This is a genomic window from Streptomyces sp. NPDC051018, assembly GCF_044456085.1.
GTDB lineage: Bacteria > Actinomycetota > Actinomycetes > Streptomycetales > Streptomycetaceae > Streptomyces.
The window spans coordinates 545,615-566,274 of record NZ_JBITFN010000001.1; the positions used below are offsets into that span (position 1 = coordinate 545,615).

18 protein-coding genes and 1 riboswitch are annotated in these 20,660 nt (G+C 70.9%); of the genes, 10 read left to right on the top strand and 8 right to left on the bottom strand.

Annotation, left to right across the window (positions count from 1 at the left end):
* The first annotated feature begins 78 nt into the window (after positions 1-78).
* Entirely contained in the window at positions 79-1,323 is a 1,245-nt protein-coding gene (locus tag ACIBCM_RS02170; protein ID WP_399239154.1) for an Ig-like domain-containing protein, read from the top strand.
* A gap of 251 nt (positions 1,324-1,574) precedes the next feature.
* On the opposite strand, the gene ACIBCM_RS02175 is transcribed toward ACIBCM_RS02170, so the two are convergent.
* Entirely contained in the window at positions 1,575-1,976 is a 402-nt protein-coding gene (locus ACIBCM_RS02175; protein WP_399239156.1) for a hypothetical protein, read from the bottom strand.
* Between the two features lie 251 nt (positions 1,977-2,227).
* On the opposite strand from ACIBCM_RS02175, the gene ACIBCM_RS02180 reads away from it, so the two are divergent.
* From ACIBCM_RS02180 to ACIBCM_RS02205, 6 genes are all read left to right on the top strand, one after another.
* Entirely contained in the window at positions 2,228-2,848 is a 621-nt protein-coding gene (locus tag ACIBCM_RS02180) for a heme-copper oxidase subunit III (RefSeq protein WP_399239158.1), read from the top strand.
* A 94-nt stretch (positions 2,849-2,942) separates the two neighbouring features.
* On the top strand, positions 2,943-3,752 hold the full coding sequence (locus ACIBCM_RS02185; protein ID WP_399239160.1) for a c-type cytochrome: 810 nt from the start codon (positions 2,943-2,945) through the stop codon (positions 3,750-3,752).
* Positions 3,749-4,828 (top strand): Rieske 2Fe-2S domain-containing protein, encoded by a 1,080-nt coding sequence (locus tag ACIBCM_RS02190; RefSeq protein ID WP_399239162.1) that lies wholly within the window; start codon positions 3,749-3,751, stop codon positions 4,826-4,828. Before ACIBCM_RS02185 ends, ACIBCM_RS02190 begins: the two co-directional genes overlap by 4 nt.
* Positions 4,825-6,501 (top strand): cytochrome bc complex cytochrome b subunit, encoded by a 1,677-nt coding sequence (locus tag ACIBCM_RS02195; protein ID WP_399239164.1) that lies wholly within the window; start codon positions 4,825-4,827, stop codon positions 6,499-6,501. The genes ACIBCM_RS02190 and ACIBCM_RS02195 overlap by 4 nt, the downstream gene beginning before the upstream one ends.
* A 152-nt stretch (positions 6,502-6,653) precedes the next feature.
* Positions 6,654-7,718, top strand: a complete 1,065-nt coding sequence (gene trpD, locus ACIBCM_RS02200) for an anthranilate phosphoribosyltransferase (protein WP_399239166.1) — start codon at positions 6,654-6,656, stop codon at positions 7,716-7,718.
* Between the two features lie 580 nt (positions 7,719-8,298).
* Positions 8,299-8,416, top strand: a riboswitch (SAM riboswitch).
* A gap of 177 nt (positions 8,417-8,593) precedes the next feature.
* The gene (locus ACIBCM_RS02205) at positions 8,594-9,982 is read left to right on the top strand and encodes an aminotransferase class V-fold PLP-dependent enzyme (protein ID WP_399239168.1); all 1,389 of its coding nucleotides are present in this window, start codon (positions 8,594-8,596) and stop codon (positions 9,980-9,982) included.
* On the opposite strand, the gene ACIBCM_RS02210 is transcribed toward ACIBCM_RS02205, so the two are convergent.
* The 7 genes from ACIBCM_RS02210 to ACIBCM_RS02240 all read right to left on the bottom strand — a co-directional run bounded on the left by ACIBCM_RS02210 (position 9,937) and on the right by ACIBCM_RS02240 (position 17,079).
* Positions 9,937-11,142 carry a glycerate kinase gene (locus ACIBCM_RS02210; protein WP_399239170.1) on the bottom strand — a complete coding sequence of 402 codons (1,206 nt, stop codon included), beginning with the start codon at positions 11,140-11,142 and terminating at the stop codon, positions 9,937-9,939. The genes ACIBCM_RS02205 and ACIBCM_RS02210 overlap by 46 nt on opposite strands.
* A gap of 88 nt (positions 11,143-11,230) precedes the next feature.
* Entirely contained in the window at positions 11,231-12,643 is a 1,413-nt protein-coding gene (locus ACIBCM_RS02215) for an SLC13 family permease (protein ID WP_399239172.1), read from the bottom strand.
* A gap of 675 nt (positions 12,644-13,318) precedes the next feature.
* Entirely contained in the window at positions 13,319-13,981 is a 663-nt protein-coding gene (locus tag ACIBCM_RS02220; protein ID WP_399239174.1) for a response regulator transcription factor, read from the bottom strand.
* Positions 13,978-15,576 carry an ATP-binding protein gene (locus ACIBCM_RS02225; protein ID WP_399239176.1) on the bottom strand — a complete coding sequence of 533 codons (1,599 nt, stop codon included), beginning with the start codon at positions 15,574-15,576 and terminating at the stop codon, positions 13,978-13,980. The genes ACIBCM_RS02220 and ACIBCM_RS02225 overlap by 4 nt, the downstream gene beginning before the upstream one ends.
* Positions 15,563-15,973 (bottom strand): small secreted hydrophilic protein, encoded by a 411-nt coding sequence (locus ACIBCM_RS02230; RefSeq protein WP_399239178.1) that lies wholly within the window; start codon positions 15,971-15,973, stop codon positions 15,563-15,565. The genes ACIBCM_RS02225 and ACIBCM_RS02230 overlap by 14 nt, the downstream gene beginning before the upstream one ends.
* Positions 15,974-16,063: 90 nt before the next feature.
* On the bottom strand, positions 16,064-16,345 hold the full coding sequence (locus tag ACIBCM_RS02235; protein WP_389269797.1) for an Lrp/AsnC family transcriptional regulator: 282 nt from the start codon (positions 16,343-16,345) through the stop codon (positions 16,064-16,066).
* Positions 16,342-17,079, bottom strand: coding sequence for a rhomboid family intramembrane serine protease (locus ACIBCM_RS02240; protein WP_399239181.1), 738 nt, complete (start codon positions 17,077-17,079; stop codon positions 16,342-16,344). The genes ACIBCM_RS02235 and ACIBCM_RS02240 overlap by 4 nt, the downstream gene beginning before the upstream one ends.
* Before the next feature lie 193 nt (positions 17,080-17,272).
* On the opposite strand from ACIBCM_RS02240, the gene ACIBCM_RS02245 reads away from it, so the two are divergent.
* The 3 genes from ACIBCM_RS02245 to ACIBCM_RS02255 all read left to right on the top strand — a co-directional run bounded on the left by ACIBCM_RS02245 (position 17,273) and on the right by ACIBCM_RS02255 (position 20,498).
* On the top strand, positions 17,273-17,515 hold the full coding sequence (locus ACIBCM_RS02245) for a hypothetical protein (protein WP_399239183.1): 243 nt from the start codon (positions 17,273-17,275) through the stop codon (positions 17,513-17,515).
* Positions 17,516-17,559: 44 nt separating this feature from the next.
* Positions 17,560-18,921 (top strand): NYN domain-containing protein, encoded by a 1,362-nt coding sequence (locus tag ACIBCM_RS02250; RefSeq protein WP_399239185.1) that lies wholly within the window; start codon positions 17,560-17,562, stop codon positions 18,919-18,921.
* 551 nt (positions 18,922-19,472) lie between these two features.
* On the top strand, positions 19,473-20,498 hold the full coding sequence (locus ACIBCM_RS02255) for an NlpC/P60 family protein (RefSeq protein WP_399239187.1): 1,026 nt from the start codon (positions 19,473-19,475) through the stop codon (positions 20,496-20,498).
* Positions 20,499-20,660: the final 162 nt, after the last annotated feature.

The following is a 20,660-nucleotide window of genomic DNA, read 5'->3' on the forward strand; positions in this document are numbered from 1 at the left end:
TCCCCAGGGGGACCCGGGCCTCGCCCGTTTGCACGCACTCAGCGCGCCGCCGCGAAGTGATCTTCATACCGTATGGATATGAACCAGACGCCGCGCTTTCGCACCGTATTCCGCTGCACGCTGCTGGTCGTGTCCCTCGGGCTGGTCGCGACCGCGTGCGGCGACTCCGACTCCCATCCGCTGTCGACCAAGCCGTTCGACGCGGCCCAGCAGGTCGTCCTCAACACTCCCAAGGCGGGCACGGTCGACCCCGACAAGCCCCTGGAAGTGACCGTCAAGGGGGACGAGGGCCGGATCACCGATGTGACGGTCGTCTCCGACGACGGCCACCACCTCGCGGGGGAGCTGACCGCGGACGGCACCCGCTGGCGGTCCACCGGCTCCCTGGCCGCGGGTGCCAAGTACACGGCCAAGGTCTCCACGGAGGACGGCGAGGGCTCCCCGGGCAGCCGTACGGTCGCCTTCGACACCTCACCGGCCCAGCGGTTCCTGACGGTCGAGTTCGGCCCCGAGGCGGGTACGTACGGCGTCGGCCAGCCCCTCATCGCCGAGCTGAGCCTCCCGGTCAAGGACAAGGCGGCCAGGGCCCTCGTCGAGCGCGGGCTCAAGGTGGAATCCCGTCCCTCCATCGAGGGCGCCTGGCACTGGGTGAACGACGAGGTGCTGCACTACCGCCCGAAGGAGTACTGGCCCGCGGGAGCGACCGTCAACGTCGCCAGCAACCTCCGGGGCGTGAAGGTCTCCAACAAGCTCTACGGAGGCCCCTCCAAGGGCCTCAAGCTCACCATCGGGGACCGTATCGAGGCCATCACCGACGCCTCGGCGCACGAGATGACGGTCCTGCGCAACGGAGAAGTGATCAACACCATCCCGGTGACCACCGGCAAGCCGGGCTTCTCCACCCGGAGCGGGGTCAAGGTGATCCTCGGCAAGGAGTACTTCGTCCGGATGCGGGGCGCCAGCGTGGGCATCTTCGGCTCGGAGCAGTACGACCTGCCGGTGTACTACGCGACCCGGGTCACCTGGAGCGGCGAGTACGTCCACGCGGCACCCTGGTCCGCGGGGTCGCACGGATCGGCCAATGTCAGCCACGGCTGTGTGGGAATGTCGACCGGAAACGCCGCATGGTTCTACGAGACCGTGCGCGAGGGAGACATCGTCCAGGTCGTCAACAGCATCGGCGAGGAGATGGACGCCTTCGGCAACGGGTACGGCGACTGGAACATGCCCTGGGACGAATGGCGCGAGGGCAGCGCCCTGGCCGCCGGGACGCGGGACGGCACCAGCCCCTCGGACTCGGCCCGGCTGCGCCCGCGGGTCTGAGCCGCCGAGCCGCGGACGGGCCGGCGGTCCGGTCACGGGCCCGGCTACGGACGCCGGCGGCCACGCAGGCGGACGGACACGGGACCGGCCACCGGTTCGGGCCGGAACCCGCCCCCTCGGATCCGGCCATACGGTCCGGGAGGGCCGCCGACGACGGGACCCGGCGCCCGGAACGGACGGCGGGCACCGTGATCCGTACAGCACAAGAGGTCCGGAGCCCCGCTCCGGACCTCTTCCCGTCACCGCCGCCGTCAGGCGTCCACGGCCAGCCTGGTGCGCAGCAGCGAGGCCAGTGCGTCCGCGAACTCCACCGGGTCCACCGGGAGCGTCACCGCGGCGTCCGCGCGGCTCCAGGTGGCCAGCCAGGCGTCCTGCGGGCGGCCGATCAGCAGCAGCACGGGCGGGCAGTCGAAGATCTCGTCCTTGATCTGCCGGCAGACCCCCATACCGCCCGCCGGAACGGTCTCCCCGTCCAGCACGCAGACGTCGATACCGCCCGCGTCGAGCCTGCTCAGCACGGCGGGCAGGGTGGCGCACTCGATGAACTCCAGCGGGGGAACGTCGGCCGCGGGCCTGCGTCCGGCGGCCAGCCTCACCTGCTCGCGGGTGTTGGCGTCATCGCTGTAGACCAGCACGGTGGCGGTCGGCTGCATCGTTCCTCCGCGTCGTCGGACCGGCCGGTGGATCCGGCCGGGATCCCTTGTCGGACCAGGTGCCGGTGCCGGGTTCCGTCCAGCGGCGCCGGGGCCTGTCCCTCGGGTCCTTGGGCCTGGATGCTACTCCGTCCGACTGCGCGTCAACAGTTGCCCGGGCGCCGCTTCGATGGGCCGTTCGAGCTGGGGCGGAACCACTGACACACCGAACGGCACCCCCCGGAGTGAGGGCGGGATAAGCGACCGACATAATGTCGGTCGTGGCGACAGCAACGACAGTAGAAACCGGGCACGCGCACCCGTCGGTCAATCGGCCGAACCTCACCAGCGTCGGAACCATCATCTGGTTGAGTTCCGAGCTGATGTTCTTCGCGGCCCTCTTCGCGATGTACTTCACTCTGCGATCGGTGACGGGTGCCGAGTTCTGGAGCGGGAAGGCAGACCTTCTCAACTTCCCCTTCTCGGCGACCAACACCACGATCCTGGTGCTCTCCTCCCTCACCTGCCAGCTCGGCGTTTTCGCCGCCGAGCGCGGTGATGTGAAGAAGCTGCGGACGTGGTTCATCATCACCTTCATCATGGGTGCGGTGTTCGTCGGCGGCCAGGTGACCGAGTACGTCGAGCTGGTCAAGCACGAGGGCCTGTCGCTCTCGTCCGACCCGTACGGCTCGGTGTTCTACCTGACCACCGGCTTCCACGGACTGCATGTGCTGGGCGGCCTCATCGCCTTCCTGCTGGTCCTGGGCCGCACCTACGCGGCCAGGAGATTCACCCATGAGCAGGCAACCGCCGCCATCGTCGTGTCCTACTACTGGCACTTCGTCGATGTCGTCTGGATCGGCCTTTTCCTCACGATCTACATGATCAAGTAATGAGGGCAGGCGCCCCGTGCCCGATGCAGGCGCCGCCTGAAACAGACACAGTCCAGAAGCATCGACGCAGAAAATCCTGACACCGGGGTAATCCGTGAAAAAGCTCTCCGCACGACGACGCCATCCGCTGGCGGCGGTCGTCGTCCTACTCCTCGCGCTGGCGGCCACCGGGGGGCTGTACGCCGCGTTCGCGCCCGCGGACAAGGCGCAGGCTGATGAAACCGCCCAGTCCCTCGCCATCGAGGAGGGCAAGAAGCTCTACACCGTCGGCTGCGCGAGCTGCCACGGAACCGGCGGTAAGGGAACCAGCGACGGCCCGAGCCTGGTCGGCGTCGGCTCCGCCGCGGTGGACTTCCAGGTCGGCACCGGCCGGATGCCCGCCCAGCAGCCCGGCGCCCAGGTGCCCAAGAAGAAGGTCATCTACAGCCAGGCCGAGATCGACCAGCTCGCGGCGTACGTCGCCTCGCTCGGCGCCGGTCCGATCACACCGACCGAGAAGCAGTACAGCCCCACCGGCGCGGATGTCGCCAAGGGCGGCGACCTCTTCCGTACCAACTGTGCCCAGTGCCACAACTTCACGGGCAAGGGCGGCGCGCTGACCGACGGCAAGTACGCCCCCACCCTGGAGGGCGTCAGCGCCAAGCACATCTACGAGGCCATGCAGACCGGCCCGCAGAACATGCCCTCCTTCCCCGACGGCGTGATGCCCGAGAAGGAGAAGCAGGACATCATCGCCTACGTCCAGAAGATGAACGGCACGGAGGCCGAGAGCCCCGGTGGTCTCTCGCTCGGTGGCCTCGGCCCCGTCAGTGAGGGGCTCTTCGCCTGGGTCTTCGGACTCGGCGCGTTGATCGCAGTCGCCGTCTGGGTCGCGGCCCACACCGCTAAGGCCAAGAAGTCATGAGTAGCCAAGACATTCCAGAAGAGAACCTGCCCCACGAGCAGGGCGCCGGGCACGGTCCGGCCGGACACGGTGACGTGGCCAGGCACGGGGAGGCCGGCACCGACCCGTTCGCCGACCCGGGGATGCCGGCCCACCGGCCGCGTATCCAGGACATCGACGAGCGCGCCGCCAAGCGGTCCGAGCGCGCGGTCGCCTTCCTGTTCACGCTGTCGATGCTGGCCACGGTGGCGTTCATCGCCTCCTACGTCGTCTTCCCGGTCGACAAGATCGTCTACATCTTCCCGTTCGGCCATGTGAGCGCGCTGAACTTCTCGCTGGGCCTGACACTCGGTGTCGCCCTCTTCGCCATCGGCGCCGGGGCGGTCCACTGGGCCCGCACCCTGATGTCCGACGAGGAGATCGCCGACGAGCGCCACCCGATCGCGGCGTCGCCCGAGGTCAAGGCCAGGGTCGCGGCCGACTTCGCGGCCGGCAACGAGGAGTCCGGCTTCGGCCGCCGCAAGCTGATCCGCAACACGATGTTCGGCGCGATGGCGCTGGTGCCGCTCTCCGGAGTGGTGCTGCTGCGCGACCTCGGCCCCCTGCCGGAGAAGAAGCTCCGCTCCACGCTCTGGGCCAAGGGCAAGCAGCTCATCAACATGAACACGAACGAGCCGCTGCGCCCCGAGGACATCACCGTCGGTTCGCTGGTCTTCGCCTCGCCCGAGGGGCTGGAGCACGACGCCCACGACTGGCAGATCCAGATGGGCAAGGCCGCCCTGATGCTCGTCCGGATCCGTCCGGAGGACATCAAGGACAAGCGCGAGCTGGACTGGTCGCACGAGGGCATCGTCGCGTTCTCCAAGGTCTGCACCCACGTCGGCTGCCCGATCAGCCTCTACGAGCAGCAGACGCACCATGTGCTCTGCCCGTGTCACCAATCCACCTTCGACCTCTCCGACGGCGCCCGGGTCATCTTCGGCCCCGCAGGCCACCCCCTTCCGCAGCTGCGGATCGGCGTGAACGCCGAGGGCAACCTCGAAGCCCTCGGGGACTTCGAAGAGCCCGTCGGTGCCGCCTTCTGGGAGCGCGGATGAGTAATACGCCTGACCGCAAGCAGTCCGAGCGCAAGGCACCCGCCGGTGAGCGGGTCGCCGACTGGGCGGACGGCCGGCTGGGGATCTACACCCTGGCCAAGGCCAATATGCGCAAGATCTTCCCGGACCACTGGTCCTTCATGCTGGGCGAGATCTGCCTCTACAGCTTCATCATCATCATCCTCACGGGTGTGTATCTGACGCTGTTCTTCAACCCGTCGATGAACGAGATCGTCTACCACGGCAGCTATGAGCCCATGCAGGGCGTCAGGGTGTCCGAGGCGTTCGCGTCGACGATGGACATCAGCTTCGACGTACGCGGCGGTCTGCTGATCCGGCAGATCCACCACTGGGCCGCGCTGATCTTCGTCGCCGCGATGATGGTCCACATGATGCGCGTCTTCTTCACCGGCGCGTACCGCAAGCCGCGCGAGGTCAACTGGCTGTTCGGCTTCCTGCTGCTCGTCCTCGGCATGTTCACCGGTTTCACCGGTTACTCGCTCCCGGACGACCTGCTCTCCGGCACCGGTGTCCGCTTTGTGCAGGGCGCGATCCTGTCCGTACCGGTCGTCGGTACGTACATCTCGATGTTCCTCTTCGGCGGCGAGTTCCCCGGCCACGACTTCGTGCCCCGGTTCTACTCGATCCACATCCTGCTGCTGCCGGGCATCATGCTCGCCCTGCTGGTGGGCCACCTCATCCTCGTCGTGTACCACAAGCACACGCAGTACGCGGGCCCCGGCCGGACCGAGAAGAACGTCGTCGGCATGCCGCTGCTGCCGGTCTACATGGCCAAGGCCGGAGGCTTCTTCTTCCTGGTCTTCGGTGTCATCACCGTGGTCGCCGCGATCGCCACCCTGAACCCGATCTGGGCCGTCGGCCCCTATCGCATCGACCAGGTGTCCACCGGCGCGCAACCGGACTGGTACATGGGCTTCGCCGAGGGTCTGGTCCGTGTGATGCCTGGCTGGGAGATCAACGCCTGGGGCCACACACTGGTACTGGGCGTGTTCATCCCGCTGGTCGTCTTCCCGCTGGTGCTGACCGCGATCGCCGTCTATCCGTTCATCGAGTCCTGGATCACCGGGGACAAGCGCGAGCACCACATCCTGGACCGCCCGCGCAACACCCCGACCCGTACGGGCTTCGGTGTGGCCTGGCTGGTCGCGTACTTCATCATGCTGGTCGGCGGCGGCAACGACATCTGGGCCACGCACTTCAATCTGTCGATCAACGCGATCACCTGGTTCGTCCGGATCTTCTTCTTCGTCGGACCGGTCCTCGCGTTCATCATCACGAAGCGCATCTGCATGGGTCTCCAGCGCCGCGACCGGGACAAGGTGCTGCACGGACGCGAGTCCGGCATCATCAAGCGCCTGCCGCACGGTGAGTTCATCGAGGTCCACGAGCCGCTCAGCCAGAGCGATCTGCACACGCTCACGGCCCATGAGCAGTACCAGCCGCTGGAGGTCGGCCCCGCGGTCGACGAGAACGGCGTACGGCGCAAGATCAGCCTCACGAAGAAGCTCAGGGCCAGGCTCAGCAAGGGCTACTACGGCGAGGGGAACCAGATCCCCAAGCCGACGAGCGAGGAGTACCGGGAGATCGCCGCCGCCCATGGCCACGGCCATGAGGAACACGAGGAGATCCCCAGCGGTCAGTCGCACCACTGACCGTCCGGACCCACCGGCCGCCGTGACCGACGGCGGCCGGCCGGTCGCCACAGCGGGAGCCCCGTCCGTACGCCGGACGGGGCTCTTCGCTGTGCCCGGGGCTGGATAGGGTGGTACCCATCCCTATTCGCGTGTGGACCCAGGAGCGGACCATGAACGTTGTGACCCCGGTTGGCGGCGACAGCGGGCTGGCCCACTCCTGGCCCGGTGTGCTGGACTCGCTGCTCAACAACAACGACCAGAGCGCCGACGCGACCGCCTGGGCGATGGACCGCATCCTCAGCGGAGAGGCGACCAACGCCCAGATCGCCGGATTCGCGGTGGCCCTGCGTGCCAAGGGGGTGACCGTCGAGGAGTTCTCCGGTCTGGTGCGGACCATGTACGCGCACGCGAATCTGATCGAGGTGCCCGGACCGAGCGTCGACATCGTCGGCACGGGCGGCGACGGCGCGAAGACGGTGAACATCTCCACCATGTCGGCGATCGTCGTCGCCGGTACGGGGGCCAAGGTCGTCAAGCACGGCAGCCGTGCCGCGTCCAGCGCCTCGGGTGCCTCGGACGTCCTGGAGAAGCTGGGCGTCAATCTGGAACTGACCCCCGAGCGCGTCGCCGAGGTCGCCGAGGAGGCGGGCATCACCTTCTGCTTCGCGGTGAAGTTCCACCCGGCCCTGCGGCATGTGGCGACGGTACGCAAGGAACTCGGCATCCGTACGCTTTTCAACTTCCTGGGTCCCGTGACCAACCCCGCGCGGGTGAAGGCGCAGGCCACCGGGGTCGCGGACCCGCTGATGGCGCCCGTGCTCGCCGGCGTGCTGGCCGAGCGCGGTTCCTCCGCGCTCGTCTTCCGCGGCGACGACGGTCTCGACGAGCTGACGACGACGGCGACATCGCGCGTATGGGTCGTCCGGGACGGTTCCGTACGGGAGGAGACCTTCGATCCGCGGGACATCGGTATCGGCCTCGTCCCGGTCGAGGCCCTGCGTGGTGCGGACGCCTCCCACAACGCGGATGTGGCGCGCCGTGTCCTGGCCGGTGAGACGGGACCGGTCCGTGACGCGGTCCTGCTGAACGCGGCCGCAGCGCTGGTCGCGCTCGCTCCCGGCGAGGGGCCGCTCACCGGACAGCTCGCCGACGCGATGGGCCGGGCGGCCCGGTCGGTCGACTCCGGAGCCGCGAAGGCGGTTCTGGAGGGGTGGGTCCGCGCGAGCAACGCGTAGGGGCACGAGGTTACGGTTCCTTCCCGGCCGGGGAACGGCGTAGGGCGCGAGGTTACGGCTCCCTCCCGGCCCGGGGCCGTCAGGTTCCCCTTGGGCCTGGGGCCGGGGTGGTGCCCCTGGGCCCGGGGTCCGGGATGTACGCCCGAGCCCTCCGGGCCACCACTGCCCGGGAGGTGCGTCCGAGCCCCGTCGTCCGGATGACCCGCGTACGACCCGTATGAGTGCGGCCCTCCGTCCGGCGACCGCGCGCACCGGACACCGCGGCCCGCGCCTTCCGGACGGTCGGCGCTCCTTCGGCGACACGGCTCAGCGCTGTCTTCTGGGATCCTCTGCCACCCATCCGCCCATCCGCCGGTGCGACCGCCGGACCCCGGTACTCCTCGGCAGCCACACTCCCGTCACGGGTTCCGCGCCCGGGCCCCCGAAGCCGAACCGGCTGTCACACGGTCGGTGCCGTGGTGTCCGTCCGGAGCGGGGACGGCGGCGCCCCCACGCGCCCGGGGCGAGCACCGGCGGCGGGCCGGTCCGGGATACGGGACCGGGTTGCGGGCAGGCGCGGCGGTGCCATAGCGTTCCCGCAGGTCATGAGTGACAGCGACTACGGCCCCGGCCCGCTGTCCGGCAACCCTCCGTCCGTGGCGGGGTGCCCCGGGTGAAGACCAGGCCGTGGGCAGCGAGGCCCGCGGCAAGCGCGGACCCCTGCGAAACCTGGGGTCCTGGTCCTCAAGGGAGCAGTCTCGTGAGCAAGCGAATGCGATAGGGCTTCCCGCCCCTTCTTCAGCACACCCTCCGCCACGGACCTGTGCCGTGCGCCGAGGCGCCCCCGTGTGGGGTCATCGAAGCCATTCCGCCTTGTATCCCCGGGAGAACCCGCCATGTCCGCATGCCCCGACACCCTCGTCCAGACCGCCCCACTGCCCGTTCTCGGCCGTGATGTCACCGTTCCGCTCGTCACCGGCGGCGAGGTCACCTATGCCGCTCTCGACTACGCGGCCAGCGCCCCCGCGCTCCAGCGCGTCTGGGACGACGTCGCCGCGTACGCCCCGTACTACGGAAGTGTCCACCGGGGCGCCGGCTATCTCTCCCAGCTCTCCACGGACCTCTTCGAGAACAGCCGCCGCACCGTCGCCGATTTCCTCGGCTGCCGCGACGATGACCAGGTCGTCTTCACCCGCTCCACCACCGACTCGCTCAATCTGCTCGCCGGGGCCCTCCCCGCGGGCTGCGAGGTCTTCGTCTTCGAGACCGAGCACCACGCGGCGCTGCTGCCGTGGGGGTCCCCGCACGGCGGGGGGCGCGGGAGGGACACCCGGGTGACCTATCTGAACGCCCCCCGCACCCCCGGGGAGGCCGTACGCATCCTGGAGACCGCGCTCGCCGGCCGTGATCCGTACGGACCGGCCCTGGTCTGTGTGACGGGCGCGTCCAATGTGACCGGTGAGCTGTGGCCCGTACGGGAGCTGGCCGCCGCCGCCCATGCGGGCGGCGCGCGGATCGTCCTGGACGCGGCCCAGCTCGCGCCGCACCACCCGGTGTCGGTGCGGGAACTGGACGTCGACTGGATCGCGTTCTCCGGGCACAAGCTCTACGCGCCGTTCGGCTCGGGCGTGCTGGCCGGGCGGGCGGACTGGCTCCGGGAGGCGGAGCCGTATCTCGCGGGCGGCGGTGCGTCCCGGACGGTCGCCCGGGGCGCGGACGGCGGGGTGGACGTGGAGTGGCACACCACCGCCGCCCGCCATGAGGCCGGTTCGCCGAACGTCATCGGCGCCTATGCGATCGCCTCCGCCTGCAAGGCGCTCACCGAGGCCGGTTTCGACACCCTGGTCGCCCGCGAGCAGGACCTCGTCGCACGGGTCCGGGCGGGCCTCGCCGAGGTGCCCGGGGTCAGGGTGCTGTCGCTGTTCGGCGACGACGCCCCGAGGGTGGGGGTGATCTCCTTCGTCGTCGACGGCTGGAACAGCTCCCACTTCGCCGCCGCGCTCTCCGCCGAGTACGGCATCGGGGTACGCGACGGTCTGTTCTGCGCCCACCCCCTGGTCCGCACCCTGCTGGGCGGCGAGCCCCGGGACCCGGGCGAGTGCGGAGCGCCCGACGCCGGGACGGGGGAGACGTCCCTGAACGCGATCCGCGTCAGCTTCGGCGCGGGCACCCCCGACGAGCACCTGGAGCGGTTCGTCCGGGCCGTGAGGGAACTGGTCACCGAGGGCGCGCGGTGGAGCTACCGCACCGAGGACGGGCGCTGCGTCCCCGACACCACCGGCTGACGGACCGCCCCGGCCGGCAGCCGGGTCCCGATCAGGATCATCCGCAGGGCCCGCTCGGTCGCGTCGGTGAGGAACTCGCCGCCGCGCCCGAGCGCCTCCGTGAGCGTGACCGGCGCGGGCAGGATCGCGCTGTACGCGTCCACGCCCACGGTGCGCACCTGATGGGCGCCCTCGCCGATCGTGCCCGCCAGCGCCAGCACCGGCCGCCCGAACCGCTTGGCGCGCCGGGCGACCTCGGCGGGTACCTTGCCGCGGGTGGTCTGGTGGTCGAGGGCTCCCTCGGCCGTGAGGACGAGATCGGCGCGGGCCAGCCGGGCGTCGAGATCGAGCTGGTCGAGGAGTACCTCGAACCGGGGCAGCAGCCGTCCGCCGAGGGCGGCGAGCCCCGCGCCGAGGCCGCCGGAGGCGCCCGTGCCGGGACCGGCGTACAGATCGGCCCGTACGTTCAGATCGCGGGTGAGGACACACGCCCAGTTCTCCAGCCCGGCCGAGAGCTGGTCGACCTGGGCGGGGGTCGCCCCCTTCTGGGGGCCGAAGACCCGGGCGACACCGCGCTCGCCGCACAGCACGTTGAACGGATTGCACGCGACCCGGATCCCGGTGCGGGCCAGCCGGGGGTCGAGGCCCGAGGGGTCGACGCGCCGGAGCCGGGCCAGTTCCCGTCCGCCGTGCGGGAGTTCCCGCCCCTGGTCGTCGAGCAGCCGCGCGCCGAGTGCCTGGAGGGCCCCGGCGCCGCCGTCGGAGGTTCCGGAGTCGCCGCAGCCGACGAGGATCTCCCGGGCGCCGGCGTCGAGCGCGGCCCTGATCAGCTCGCCGACACCGTAGGTGGTGGTCCTCCCCGGATCGCGCAGATCGCGGGGGACGAGCGACAGCCCGGCGACGGCCGCCATCTCCACGACGGCGGTGTACTTGTCGAGGAGCGCGAAGTGCGTGTCGACCGGGGCGCCCGTGGGGCCGGTGGCGGTGAGCGGTACGAGCCGGCCGCCGGAGGCCGCCGCCAGCGCACGGGCCGTGCCCTCGCCGCCGTCCACCAGGGGGATCAGATCGATCTCGGCGTCCGGGACGACCCGGCGTACACCCGAGGCGATGGCCTCGGCGGCCGACTGTGCGGACAGGGACTCCTTGAAGCCGCTCGGGGCGACGGCGAATCGGGTCAGCATCGTGGGAACTCCTGGCGTATGAGGGTGTTTCGAGGACTGAGAGGACTGATGGGAGGGAGCGGGCGGTGGTGACGGGTGCGGTGGTACGTCAGCGGACGGGGACACCGAGCAGCGGCCAGACGGCGACGGCGAAGAGCAGCACCAGCGCTGTGGTGAGCGGCGCGAGCACGGCGGACAGCCTCAGCAGATCGCGCGGGGTGTAGGTGGGGGTGCCGGGTATGTCGGCGAAGAGGGTGACCGGCTTGGCCGACGCGGGCAGCGTGTGGCAGAAGCCGGCGGCCGCCGTGGAGGCGAGGGCCGCCGCGACCGGATTGACCCCGGCGCCCGCGGCCGCCGCGACGACCAGGGGAACCAGCACGGACGAGCGGGCCGAGCGGGACTGGAGCACCAGATGAGCGGCCGTGGACACGGCGATCACCACGCCCAGGAACAGCCACGGCGGCAGATCCAGCGGTACCCCGCCCACCAGCCACTTCGCCGCGCCCGAGTCGGCGAGCGCCACCCCCATCGCCATCGTCGCGGCCATGAACAGCAGCAGCGACCACGGCACGGTCTTCAGCGCCTCCTTCAGCCGTACGGTGCCCAGCGCGGGCGAGGACGCGACGACCGCGCCGATCAGCGCGACGACGGCCGGGGCCACCCCGTGCAGGGGTTCGCTGCACCACAGGGCGACGACGGTCGCGAGCAGCAGCGCGCACCGGGCCTCCGCGGGCGACCAGGGGCCGGTGACGGGCCGTTCGCTGTGCGCCTGTATCTGCTCGGCGGTGATCCGGACCGGGCCCCGGCGGTCCGCGCGCCCGGTGGTCGTGAACAGGACGGCCTCGGCCGCCAGATGGGAGGACACCACCGCGAGCGGCAGCCCGAGCAGCAGCCACTGGGCGAACCCGACCCGTTCACCGGTGGTCTCCCACAGCACGGACACGGTGATCAGATGCGCCCCCGCGCCGATCAGGGTCGCGACCGCGGACAGCAGGATGACGGTCGGGAACAGCAGCGCCAGCATGACGATCAGCCGGGTACGCCCCGCCAGCGCCTTCGCGAGCGCCAGGAACACCGGCAGCGCCAGCGCCGCCCGGCCGGAGGTCGCGGGAACGGCGAAGGCCGTGACGACCAGCGCCGCGGTGGTCAGATGCGTCAACTGCCGTACGCTGCGGGCCCCGGTGACCAAGAACGCCGCCGCCCGTCCGGCGAGCCCGGTCCGTGTGACCGCCGCGGCCAGTACGAAGGCGCAGATCAGCAGCCACACCGTGTCGTCCCCGAGAGTGCCGAAGAGCGTGTCGCTGCTGATCACCCCCGTCGCGGTCAGCGCCAGCCCCGCGCCCAGGGCGATATAGGTGTCGTCGATCGGCGTACCGATCCAGGCGCAGGTGGCGAAGGCGAAGACGGCCAGGGTGATCCGCGCGTCGCCGCCGAGCCCGGGGAAGTTCCCGGGCACGGCGAGCAGCGCGCAGATACTCAGGGCCACACAGAGGGTGGCGGCTTGTCGCGGGTTCAGGCTCACCTCACCGAGGGTTCACGCGGCCGGTGAGGGTTCCATGAGCCGCTGATGAAAGGAACTTCACGCGGGATACGCGACATTCGCGGCCGCCCCGGCGGGGCCGGGCGCGCTCGCGGGAACGGTCCGTGCTGTCCGTACACGCAGGTCACGGGCACCGAAGTGACCGGCACGGAAGTGACCGGTGCGGTGGGGGTGACCGGTGAGCACGCGACCGACGGATCCGGCGGTGGTGCGGCCTCCGGGGCAACCTGGCCGGTGGGCCGTGTCCAGGGGAGGCGTTCGAAGGGCGGGTGTCCCGGGTGCGTGACCGGAGGGGCGCCTTCGCGGTCGGCGGGGATGGGCAAGGCCCCGGGGCGCCTCCGCCCGGCGAGGGCGGAAGCCGGACGCGGGGTCGCGGAACGTCCGGGAGCAGAGGAAGCGGAAGGCGGGTGACGGAACGTCCGGGAGCCCGGGAGCCCGGGAGCCCGGGAAGGCGGGAAGGCGGGAAGCCGGAAGCAGGGGAGCAAGGAGCCGGGAGCCGCGTATGCGCGAACGGCCGCCCTCGCGCCGGGCCTCACGCGTACGGGCGGTGGGGATCCGGCATCGATAGGGGCCCGCGCGGTGGCCGGGCCCGGTGCCGAAGCGGGTCCCGCGCACCGGCGGATTCCCGCGGTGGGTGCCCCGCGCCCGGGCGCGGTGTCAGTCGGGGAGCCGGTAGCCCATCCCGCGTACCGTCTCGACCCGGTCCGCACCCAGCTTCTTGCGCAGCGCGCGGACGTACACATCCACGATGTTGGAGCCCGGGTCGAAGTCGTACCCCCAGACATGGGACAGGATCTGCTCCCGTGACAGCACCTGCCCCGGGTGGCGCAGGAACAGTTCCAGCAGGACGAACTCCCGCGCGGTCAGATCCACCGTGCGCTCGCCCGAACGGGCCCTGCGGGTGCGCAGATCGAGGGTCAGTTCGCCGTTGCGCAGGACGGTGACCTCCGGTGCCCTCGCGGCCGTGCGGAGCCGGAGCCGTACCCGTGCCAGGAGTTCCTCGAAGCGGAAGGGCTTGGTCATCCAGTCGTCGGCGCCCCCTTCCAGGCCGGCCACCGTGTCCCGTACGGAGTCGCGTGCGGTGAGGACGATCACGGGTACGGAGACCTGGGCCTCGCGCAACTGGCGCAGCACGGTGAAGCCGTCGCGGCCGGGGAGCCCGATGTCCAGGACCACCAGGTCGAAGCCGCCGGTCATGGCGTAGTCGTAGGCGGCGTCGCCGTCCGCGACGACCGTGGTGGTGAAGCCGTTCGCCCGCAGCCCCTTCTCGACGAATGCGGCGATGCGTTCCTCGTCCTCGACGATGAGTATCCGGTTCACGGCTTCGCTTCCTCCTGGAGGGTGAGGACGAAGGTCGCCCCGCCACCGTCGGTGGGGCGCAGTTCCACCCGTCCACCGTGCCCTTCTGCGATGGCCTTCACAATGGCGAGGCCGAGGCCCGCGCCGGTGGCCCGCGCACCCCGGCGGGCGGTCCCGCGGCGGAAGCGCTCGAAGATCACCTCGGAGTCCTGCGGCTGGACACCGGGACCGGTGTCGGCGACGTACAGCTCGATCAGGCTCCCGACGCCGGAGCCCCCGGAGCCGCCGGAGCCCGGGGACCCGGTACCCGGAAACCCGGAGGACCCCGGGCCGCAGGCACCCGAACCGCCGGAACCCGTCCCCCCGTACGCGGCTCCGCCGTCGCCCCCGTCGGGTACGCCGATCCGCGAACCTATGCTGACGCGCTGGCCCGGCACCGTGTGCTGGACGGCGTTCTGCGCGAGCTGGACCATGGCCTGGGTGATGCGCTGCGGGTCGAGCCGTACCTCCGCGTCGACCGCCTCGGCCAGCTGCCAGTCCCGCTCGCCCAGCGCCCGCGCCTTGACGAAGACGTCCGCGGTCAGCTCCCCGAGCTGTACGGGCTCCGGTGCGACGAAGTCCGGCCGCTCGGCCTTGGCCAGCAGGAGCAGGTCCTCGACGATCCGGCTCATCCGGTCCAGTTCCTCCATGACGATACGGACCGTCTGCTCGCGCTCCGCCGGATCCTCGCCCATCAGCTCCAGATGCCCGCGGACGATCGTGATGGGCGTCCGCAGCTCATGGCCCGCGTCGTCGACGAACTCACGCTGTGCGGCGAACGCCCGCTCCAGCCGGTCGAGCATCGCGTTGAACGTCCCGGCGAGTGCGGCGATGTCGTCCTTGCCCTCCACGGGGATGCGCTGGGTCAGATCCTGCTCGGTGAGCTGGGCCGCGGTGGTGCGGACGAGCCGTACGGGCCTCAGGATGCGGCCCGCGACGACCCAGCCGATGCCGGTCGTCATCACCAGCGCCACCCCCGAGACGGCCAGAAGCATCCGGAAGACGCCGATCGCCTTGCCCTGCTCGCTCTCCGGGTGGATGGCGACGACGAAGGCGGCGGCCGGGCGGCCGGGCGCCCCGGGATCGATGGCGACCTTGGCCCAGCGGATCTCCCCCTGGCGCCGGTGCAGGGTGCCGATCGCGTCCGGGGAGTCGAAGATCGCGGCGAGCGAGGCCGGGTCGTCGGCCAGCGGCAGGCTGGTCCGCAGCTCGCGCGACTGGACCATCTTGCGGGGCGTGGCCGTGTTCTGCTCGAAGAGGCCGAGCAGTTCCTCGTCGGGGTCGGCGTACTGGCGCTCCAGGAACAGCCGGACCAGCCGGTCGGGTTCGGTGAACTTCCGGCCCGTCCTGGGGTCGACGCCCTGTCTGACGAAATTGGCGAACTCGCTGGTCTCCTGGACGAGGAGGCCGTCGATCCGGTGGTCCACATCGCGGAGCAGCACCGAGCGGGTGGCCACGGCGACCGAGCCGAGCGCGACCGCCATCACGATCAGCAGCCACAGCAGGATGCGGGTCCGGGCGGAGACGATGTGCAGCCGTGCGGTGACCCAGCGGCGCAGGGGTTCAGCCGTCGTCACCGTGGTCGTCGCCCCCCGGGCCGTCGTCGTCCCGCCCCGCGGAACCGGAACCGGAATCAGTACCGGAACCGGACCCGGCTCCGGACCCCGGGGCCGTTTCCGTTCCGGCGGTCCCGCCGGGACCGGCCGGCGACCCGGTACCGCCGCCGTCGTTGCCGTCGTCGTCGCCCGGAGGGTTCCCGCTCACGGGCGGCCCCACCGTCTGGTCGCCCGGGGTGGGCCCGGGGGTGCCGGGTGAGCCCGACGGCGTTCCGCTGCCCGGGTCGGTCTCCAGCTGCACCTTGGGCGGAACCTTGCGCGAGTCGGGGCTGTCGGTGAGGGCATAGCTGGTCACCGCGATACCGAGGGGTATCGCGACGACGGCGGCCAGGGCCGCGATGCGGTGGGAGAAGACCATGATGTCGATGGTGGGGGCGCCACCACAGGCGCCGGATGAGGACGAGATGAGGACTTCTTCATCCGGCCGCGGATCAGGACCGGCCGTGGATCACGAGTCGAGACCGATCGCGAAGGCGGCTTCCAGGTCGTGCTGGGAGTACGTACGGAAGGCGACGTGCGTGTCCGTGGCGAGCACGCCCTCGATCCTGCTGATCCGGCCCGGGATCACCTCCGCCAGATCGTCGTGCCGGGCGACCCGGACCATCGCGATCAGATCGTAGGTGCCGGTGACGGAGAAGACCTCGCTGACGCTGTCGAGGGCCGCGATCGACTCGGCGATCTCGGGGATGCGGTCCACGCTGGTCTTGATGAGCACGATCGCGGTGATCACGGCTGGCTTTCTCCCTCGGTGGCCGCTGACTGGACCTTCACTCTAGCCGGACGCCGGAAACGCCCCCACGCGTAGAGGAACCCGGCCCCGAACCCCACCAGATGCGCGAGATACGCCACTCCCGGGCCGCCCTTGCCCGCGCCGGAGGCGGCCAGCCACTGGAGGACGAACCAGAAGATCAGCACGATCCACGCGGGAAAGCGCAGTGGCAGGAAGAAGAGGAAGGGGAAGAGACTGGTGACGCGGGCTTTCGGGAAGAGGAAGAGAAACGCGCCGAGCACTCCCGAGATGGCCCCGGACGCCCCCACCAGCGTCTGCTCCGAGCCCGCGTTGACCGCGGCGTACGCGACCAGTGCGGCGTATCCGGTGCCGAGATAGAAAAGGGTGTATTCCAGCCGCCCCATGTACTCCTCGGCCATCGCGCCGAAAACATGGAGGAACAGCATGTTCCCGAGGAGGTGCAGCCAGTTGCCGTGGACGAACAGCGCGGTGAACGGGGTGAGCAGGGTGCCGGACGCGCCGCTCATCAGTTCGTCGGGGATCACCCCCCACCGTTCGAAGTACGCGCTCTGCGCCGCGAGCAGCGCGTCACCGGTTCCGTACGCGGGGTTGAGACCGGAGACGGGGCTGACGAGGAAGACCGCGCAGCAGACGGCGATCACGCCGTATGTCACGGCGGGGCCGGTCACCGCGCCGCGGACCGCTCCCAGGGCCCCGCCCCGCCAATCGATCACGGGACAGATCATGACGTAACCGAACCGAACGGTACAGGGCGCCTCGCCGTGCTTCCGGGTACCCGCGAGGCCATAGAGTTACGAGAAGTACACCCGCAGTCCGATGGCGCACCGCGGCACCCGCATCCGGTACGGAGAAATCCGGTACGGCCGGCCCGTACGACAGACCCGTACGAGAAATGAGGACGGAACGATGAAGACGGTTCCCTCGCCGACGGCGGACACCCGCTGGCGCTGCACGCTCTGCGGCAATCTCACCCGCTTCGATGTCACCCGCTCCTCGAAGGTCGTCGAATACGTCCATCTGGACCTCGCGGGGGAGCCGAACGTGGAGGAGCGCAAGGTGCTGAGTGAGACCATCGAGTCGGTGCGTTGCCGCTGGTGCAACGCCGTGGACGAGATCGAGCTCGTGGACAGGCCGGGCGCGGACTCCTGAAGGAGCGCCGGCGACGGTGCCGAGGGGTAGTGGGGTGACGGATCGTGGAGCAGCCTGACAGCGGCGCCGAACCGGCCGGTGCGGCCGGTGACGCCGCAGAGGCGCTCGACCGGCCGTTGCCGGAGGGCGTACGCCGGCGGGTCGTCGGCCTGGTCGCCGACGCCTTCGGCAGCCTCATGGTCGCCGAACTCCCCGCCCAGCTGAGGCAGTACGCCCGCTTCACCCCCTCCCGCCGGGCCAAGCTCGCGGGCAACGCGATGGCCGCGGCGCTGGAGAGCGATCCGGTCTTCCGCCAGCGGATCGCCGATCGGCTCACCAAGGCGCAGCCCGAGCTGTGTGCCGCGCTGACGGCCGGATCGCCGCCCGCCGCGGCCGATCCCCTCGATGTGGCGGCGGCCGCCTATGTCCTGCGGCCGACCGGCTGGGTGAAACTCGTCGCCGCCGCGGGCGAGGAGGCCCTGCGCGCCGACGCCGAACGCGCCGACGAGGCCGGACGGCGCGAGCTGGAACGGCTGCGTGAGGAGCTGTCCGAGGCCCGCGGGCTCACCAAGAGCGAGACGGAGCGGCTGCGCACCGAGCTGGAGACGGCCCGCAAGGAAGCCGAATCGCTTCGCCGCAAGCTCCGCAGCGCGCACAGCGACATCAAGCGCGGCGAGGCCGCCCTGCGCCGGGCCAACGCCGAGATCGAGACCGTACGGACCGAGGCCGCGGGCCAGCTCTCCGCGGCCGAGAGTGAGACCCGGCGGCTCAAGGCGCGGCTCGGCGAGGCGGAGGCGGCCGTCGAAGCGGGCCGCCGGGCCACCCGGGAGGGCCGCTCGATCGAGGACATGCGGCTGCGGCTGCTGCTGGACACCGTGCTGGACGCGGCCCAGGGGCTGCGCCGTGAACTGGCGCTGCCACCCGCCTCGGTCCACCCCGGTGACACGGTCGACGCGGTGGCACCCGGCCGGATGTCGCCCAAGGACATCGCCGCCCGCGCGCTCTCCGAGACCGACCCGGCCCTGCTGGACCAACTGCTCGCGCTGCCGCAGGTCCATCTGGTGGTCGACGGGTACAACGTCACCAAGACCGGCTATCCGACGATGCCGCTGGAGAAGCAGCGGCTGCGGCTGCTGGGCGGGCTCTCGGTGCTGGCCGCGCAGACCGGTGCCGAGATCACCTGTGTCTTCGACGGGGCCGAACTGGCCGCCCCCGTCCTGCTGGCACCGCCGCGCGGGGTGCGGGTGCTCTTCTCCAAGCCGGGCGTCACGGCGGACGAACTGATCCGCCAGCTCGTGCGCGCGGAACCGCCGGGCCGGCCCGTGGTGGTGGTCTCCACCGACCGCGAGGTCGCCGACGGCGTGGCCAAGGCCGGTGCCAGGCCCGTCGCTTCCGCCCTGCTGCTGCGGCGGCTCTCGCGCGTCTGACCGGTCCGCGTACACGGATCCCCTCCCGTGCGTACGGGGTCTCCCGTACGGCGTTCTCCCGCGCTCGGTCCGTCCGGAGCCCGCCCGTCCGGAGCCCGCCCGTCGGTCCGTCCGGAGTCTGCCTGTCTGTCCGGAGTCCGTCCGGTCGGCCCGCGTGCGCGGGTTCTCGCGCGCCCCCGATCGGCGCCCGCTCCACTCCCTCCCGCCCCGGTCGCATCATCGGAATAATGGCCAAATTGCCGCTGAATTTCCCGAATTGGCGTTCGGCATTGCGGGACTGTGTGTCAATTAACCATCACCACGGGTGTGATGTGAGTAAAGAATTCGGTCTGCCGAGAGATTTTTCCCACGAGGATTTGAAGTGATCACAAGAAGGTCACTAGGGTCAGGCGTCGAACCTTCGCGCGGTCGATCGCCCATCCGGGGCGGCAGCGGAGGAACCGCCGAGTCCGTGTGTGCCGGCCTGTTCCCGGGGGAGCCGTCCGCGCGGAGCCGGGGATACGGATGTCTCCCTTCCCGGCTGGCGGCAGACGAAGAAGGAGCCCGCCTTCGTGGCGTCTCACCGTCGTGCAAAGCAGCCGGGCCGCACCCGAGTGACCGTGCTCACCGCGACCGCTGCCGCGGCCGTCGCCCTGACCTCGCAGGCCGCCCAGGCAGCCCCCCAGCCCAGCAAGAACGAGGTCAAGGAGAAGGTCGACAAGCTCTACGAAGAGGCTGAGAAGGCCACCGAGAAGTACAACGGCGCCAAGGAGCAGCAGACCAGGCTCCAGAAGGAGGTCGACGCCCTCCAGGACAAGGTCGCCCGTGGCCAGGACGAGCTGAACACCCTGCGCGCCGGCCTCGGTACGGTCGCCAGCGCCCAGTACCGCTCCGGCGGCCTGGACCCGGCCGTCCAGCTCTTCCTCTCCTCCGACCCGGACACCTATCTCGACCAGGCGTCCGCGCTCGACCAGCTCGGCTCCAAGCAGACCGAGGCGCTCACGGAGATCCAGTCCAAGCAGCGCACCCTCGCGCAGCAGCGCAAGGAGGCCCAGGCGAAGCTCGGCGACCTCGCCGACACACGCAAGGAACTCGGCACCAAGAAGCGCGAGGTGCAGACCAGACTCGCCTCCGCGCAGAAGCTGCTGAACTCCCTGAGCGCCAAGGAGCGCGCCGCCCTCAAGAAGGACGAGAGCCGCGCCAACCGGGCCAGCGCCCGTGCGGACCTCGGCAAGGCCGTACCCGCCTCCGGGCGGGCCGCCGCCGCCTTCGCCGCGGGCCAGAGCAAGATCGGCACACCGTATGTGTACGGCGCCTCCGGCCCCAACTCCTTCGACTGCTCCGGCTTCACCTCCTGGGCCTTCGCGCAGGCCGGGGTCGGCATCCCGCGCACCTCGCAGGCGCAGGCGAACGCCGGCACCCGCATCTACTCCCAGAGCCAGCTCAAGCAGGGCGATCTGGTGATCTTCTACGGCGATCAGCACCACGTCGGCTTCTACGCGGGCAACGGCCAGATCCTGCACGCGCCGCGCACCGGCACGGTCGTCCGCTACGAGTCGATCAACAACATGCCGTTCCAGTTCGGCGTCCGTATCTGACCGGCGTCCCGGGGCCCGCCCGGCGTTCCGGCCCGATGTCCCGGGCCCTGCCCGGCGCACCGGAGAGCGGTGGGCGGGGCGGGCCCGGTGCGAGGGCGCGCACATGGCGCCCGAACGAGCGAATTCCCGTACCGTCCGCGGACACTGCGCCCCGCCGGTGAC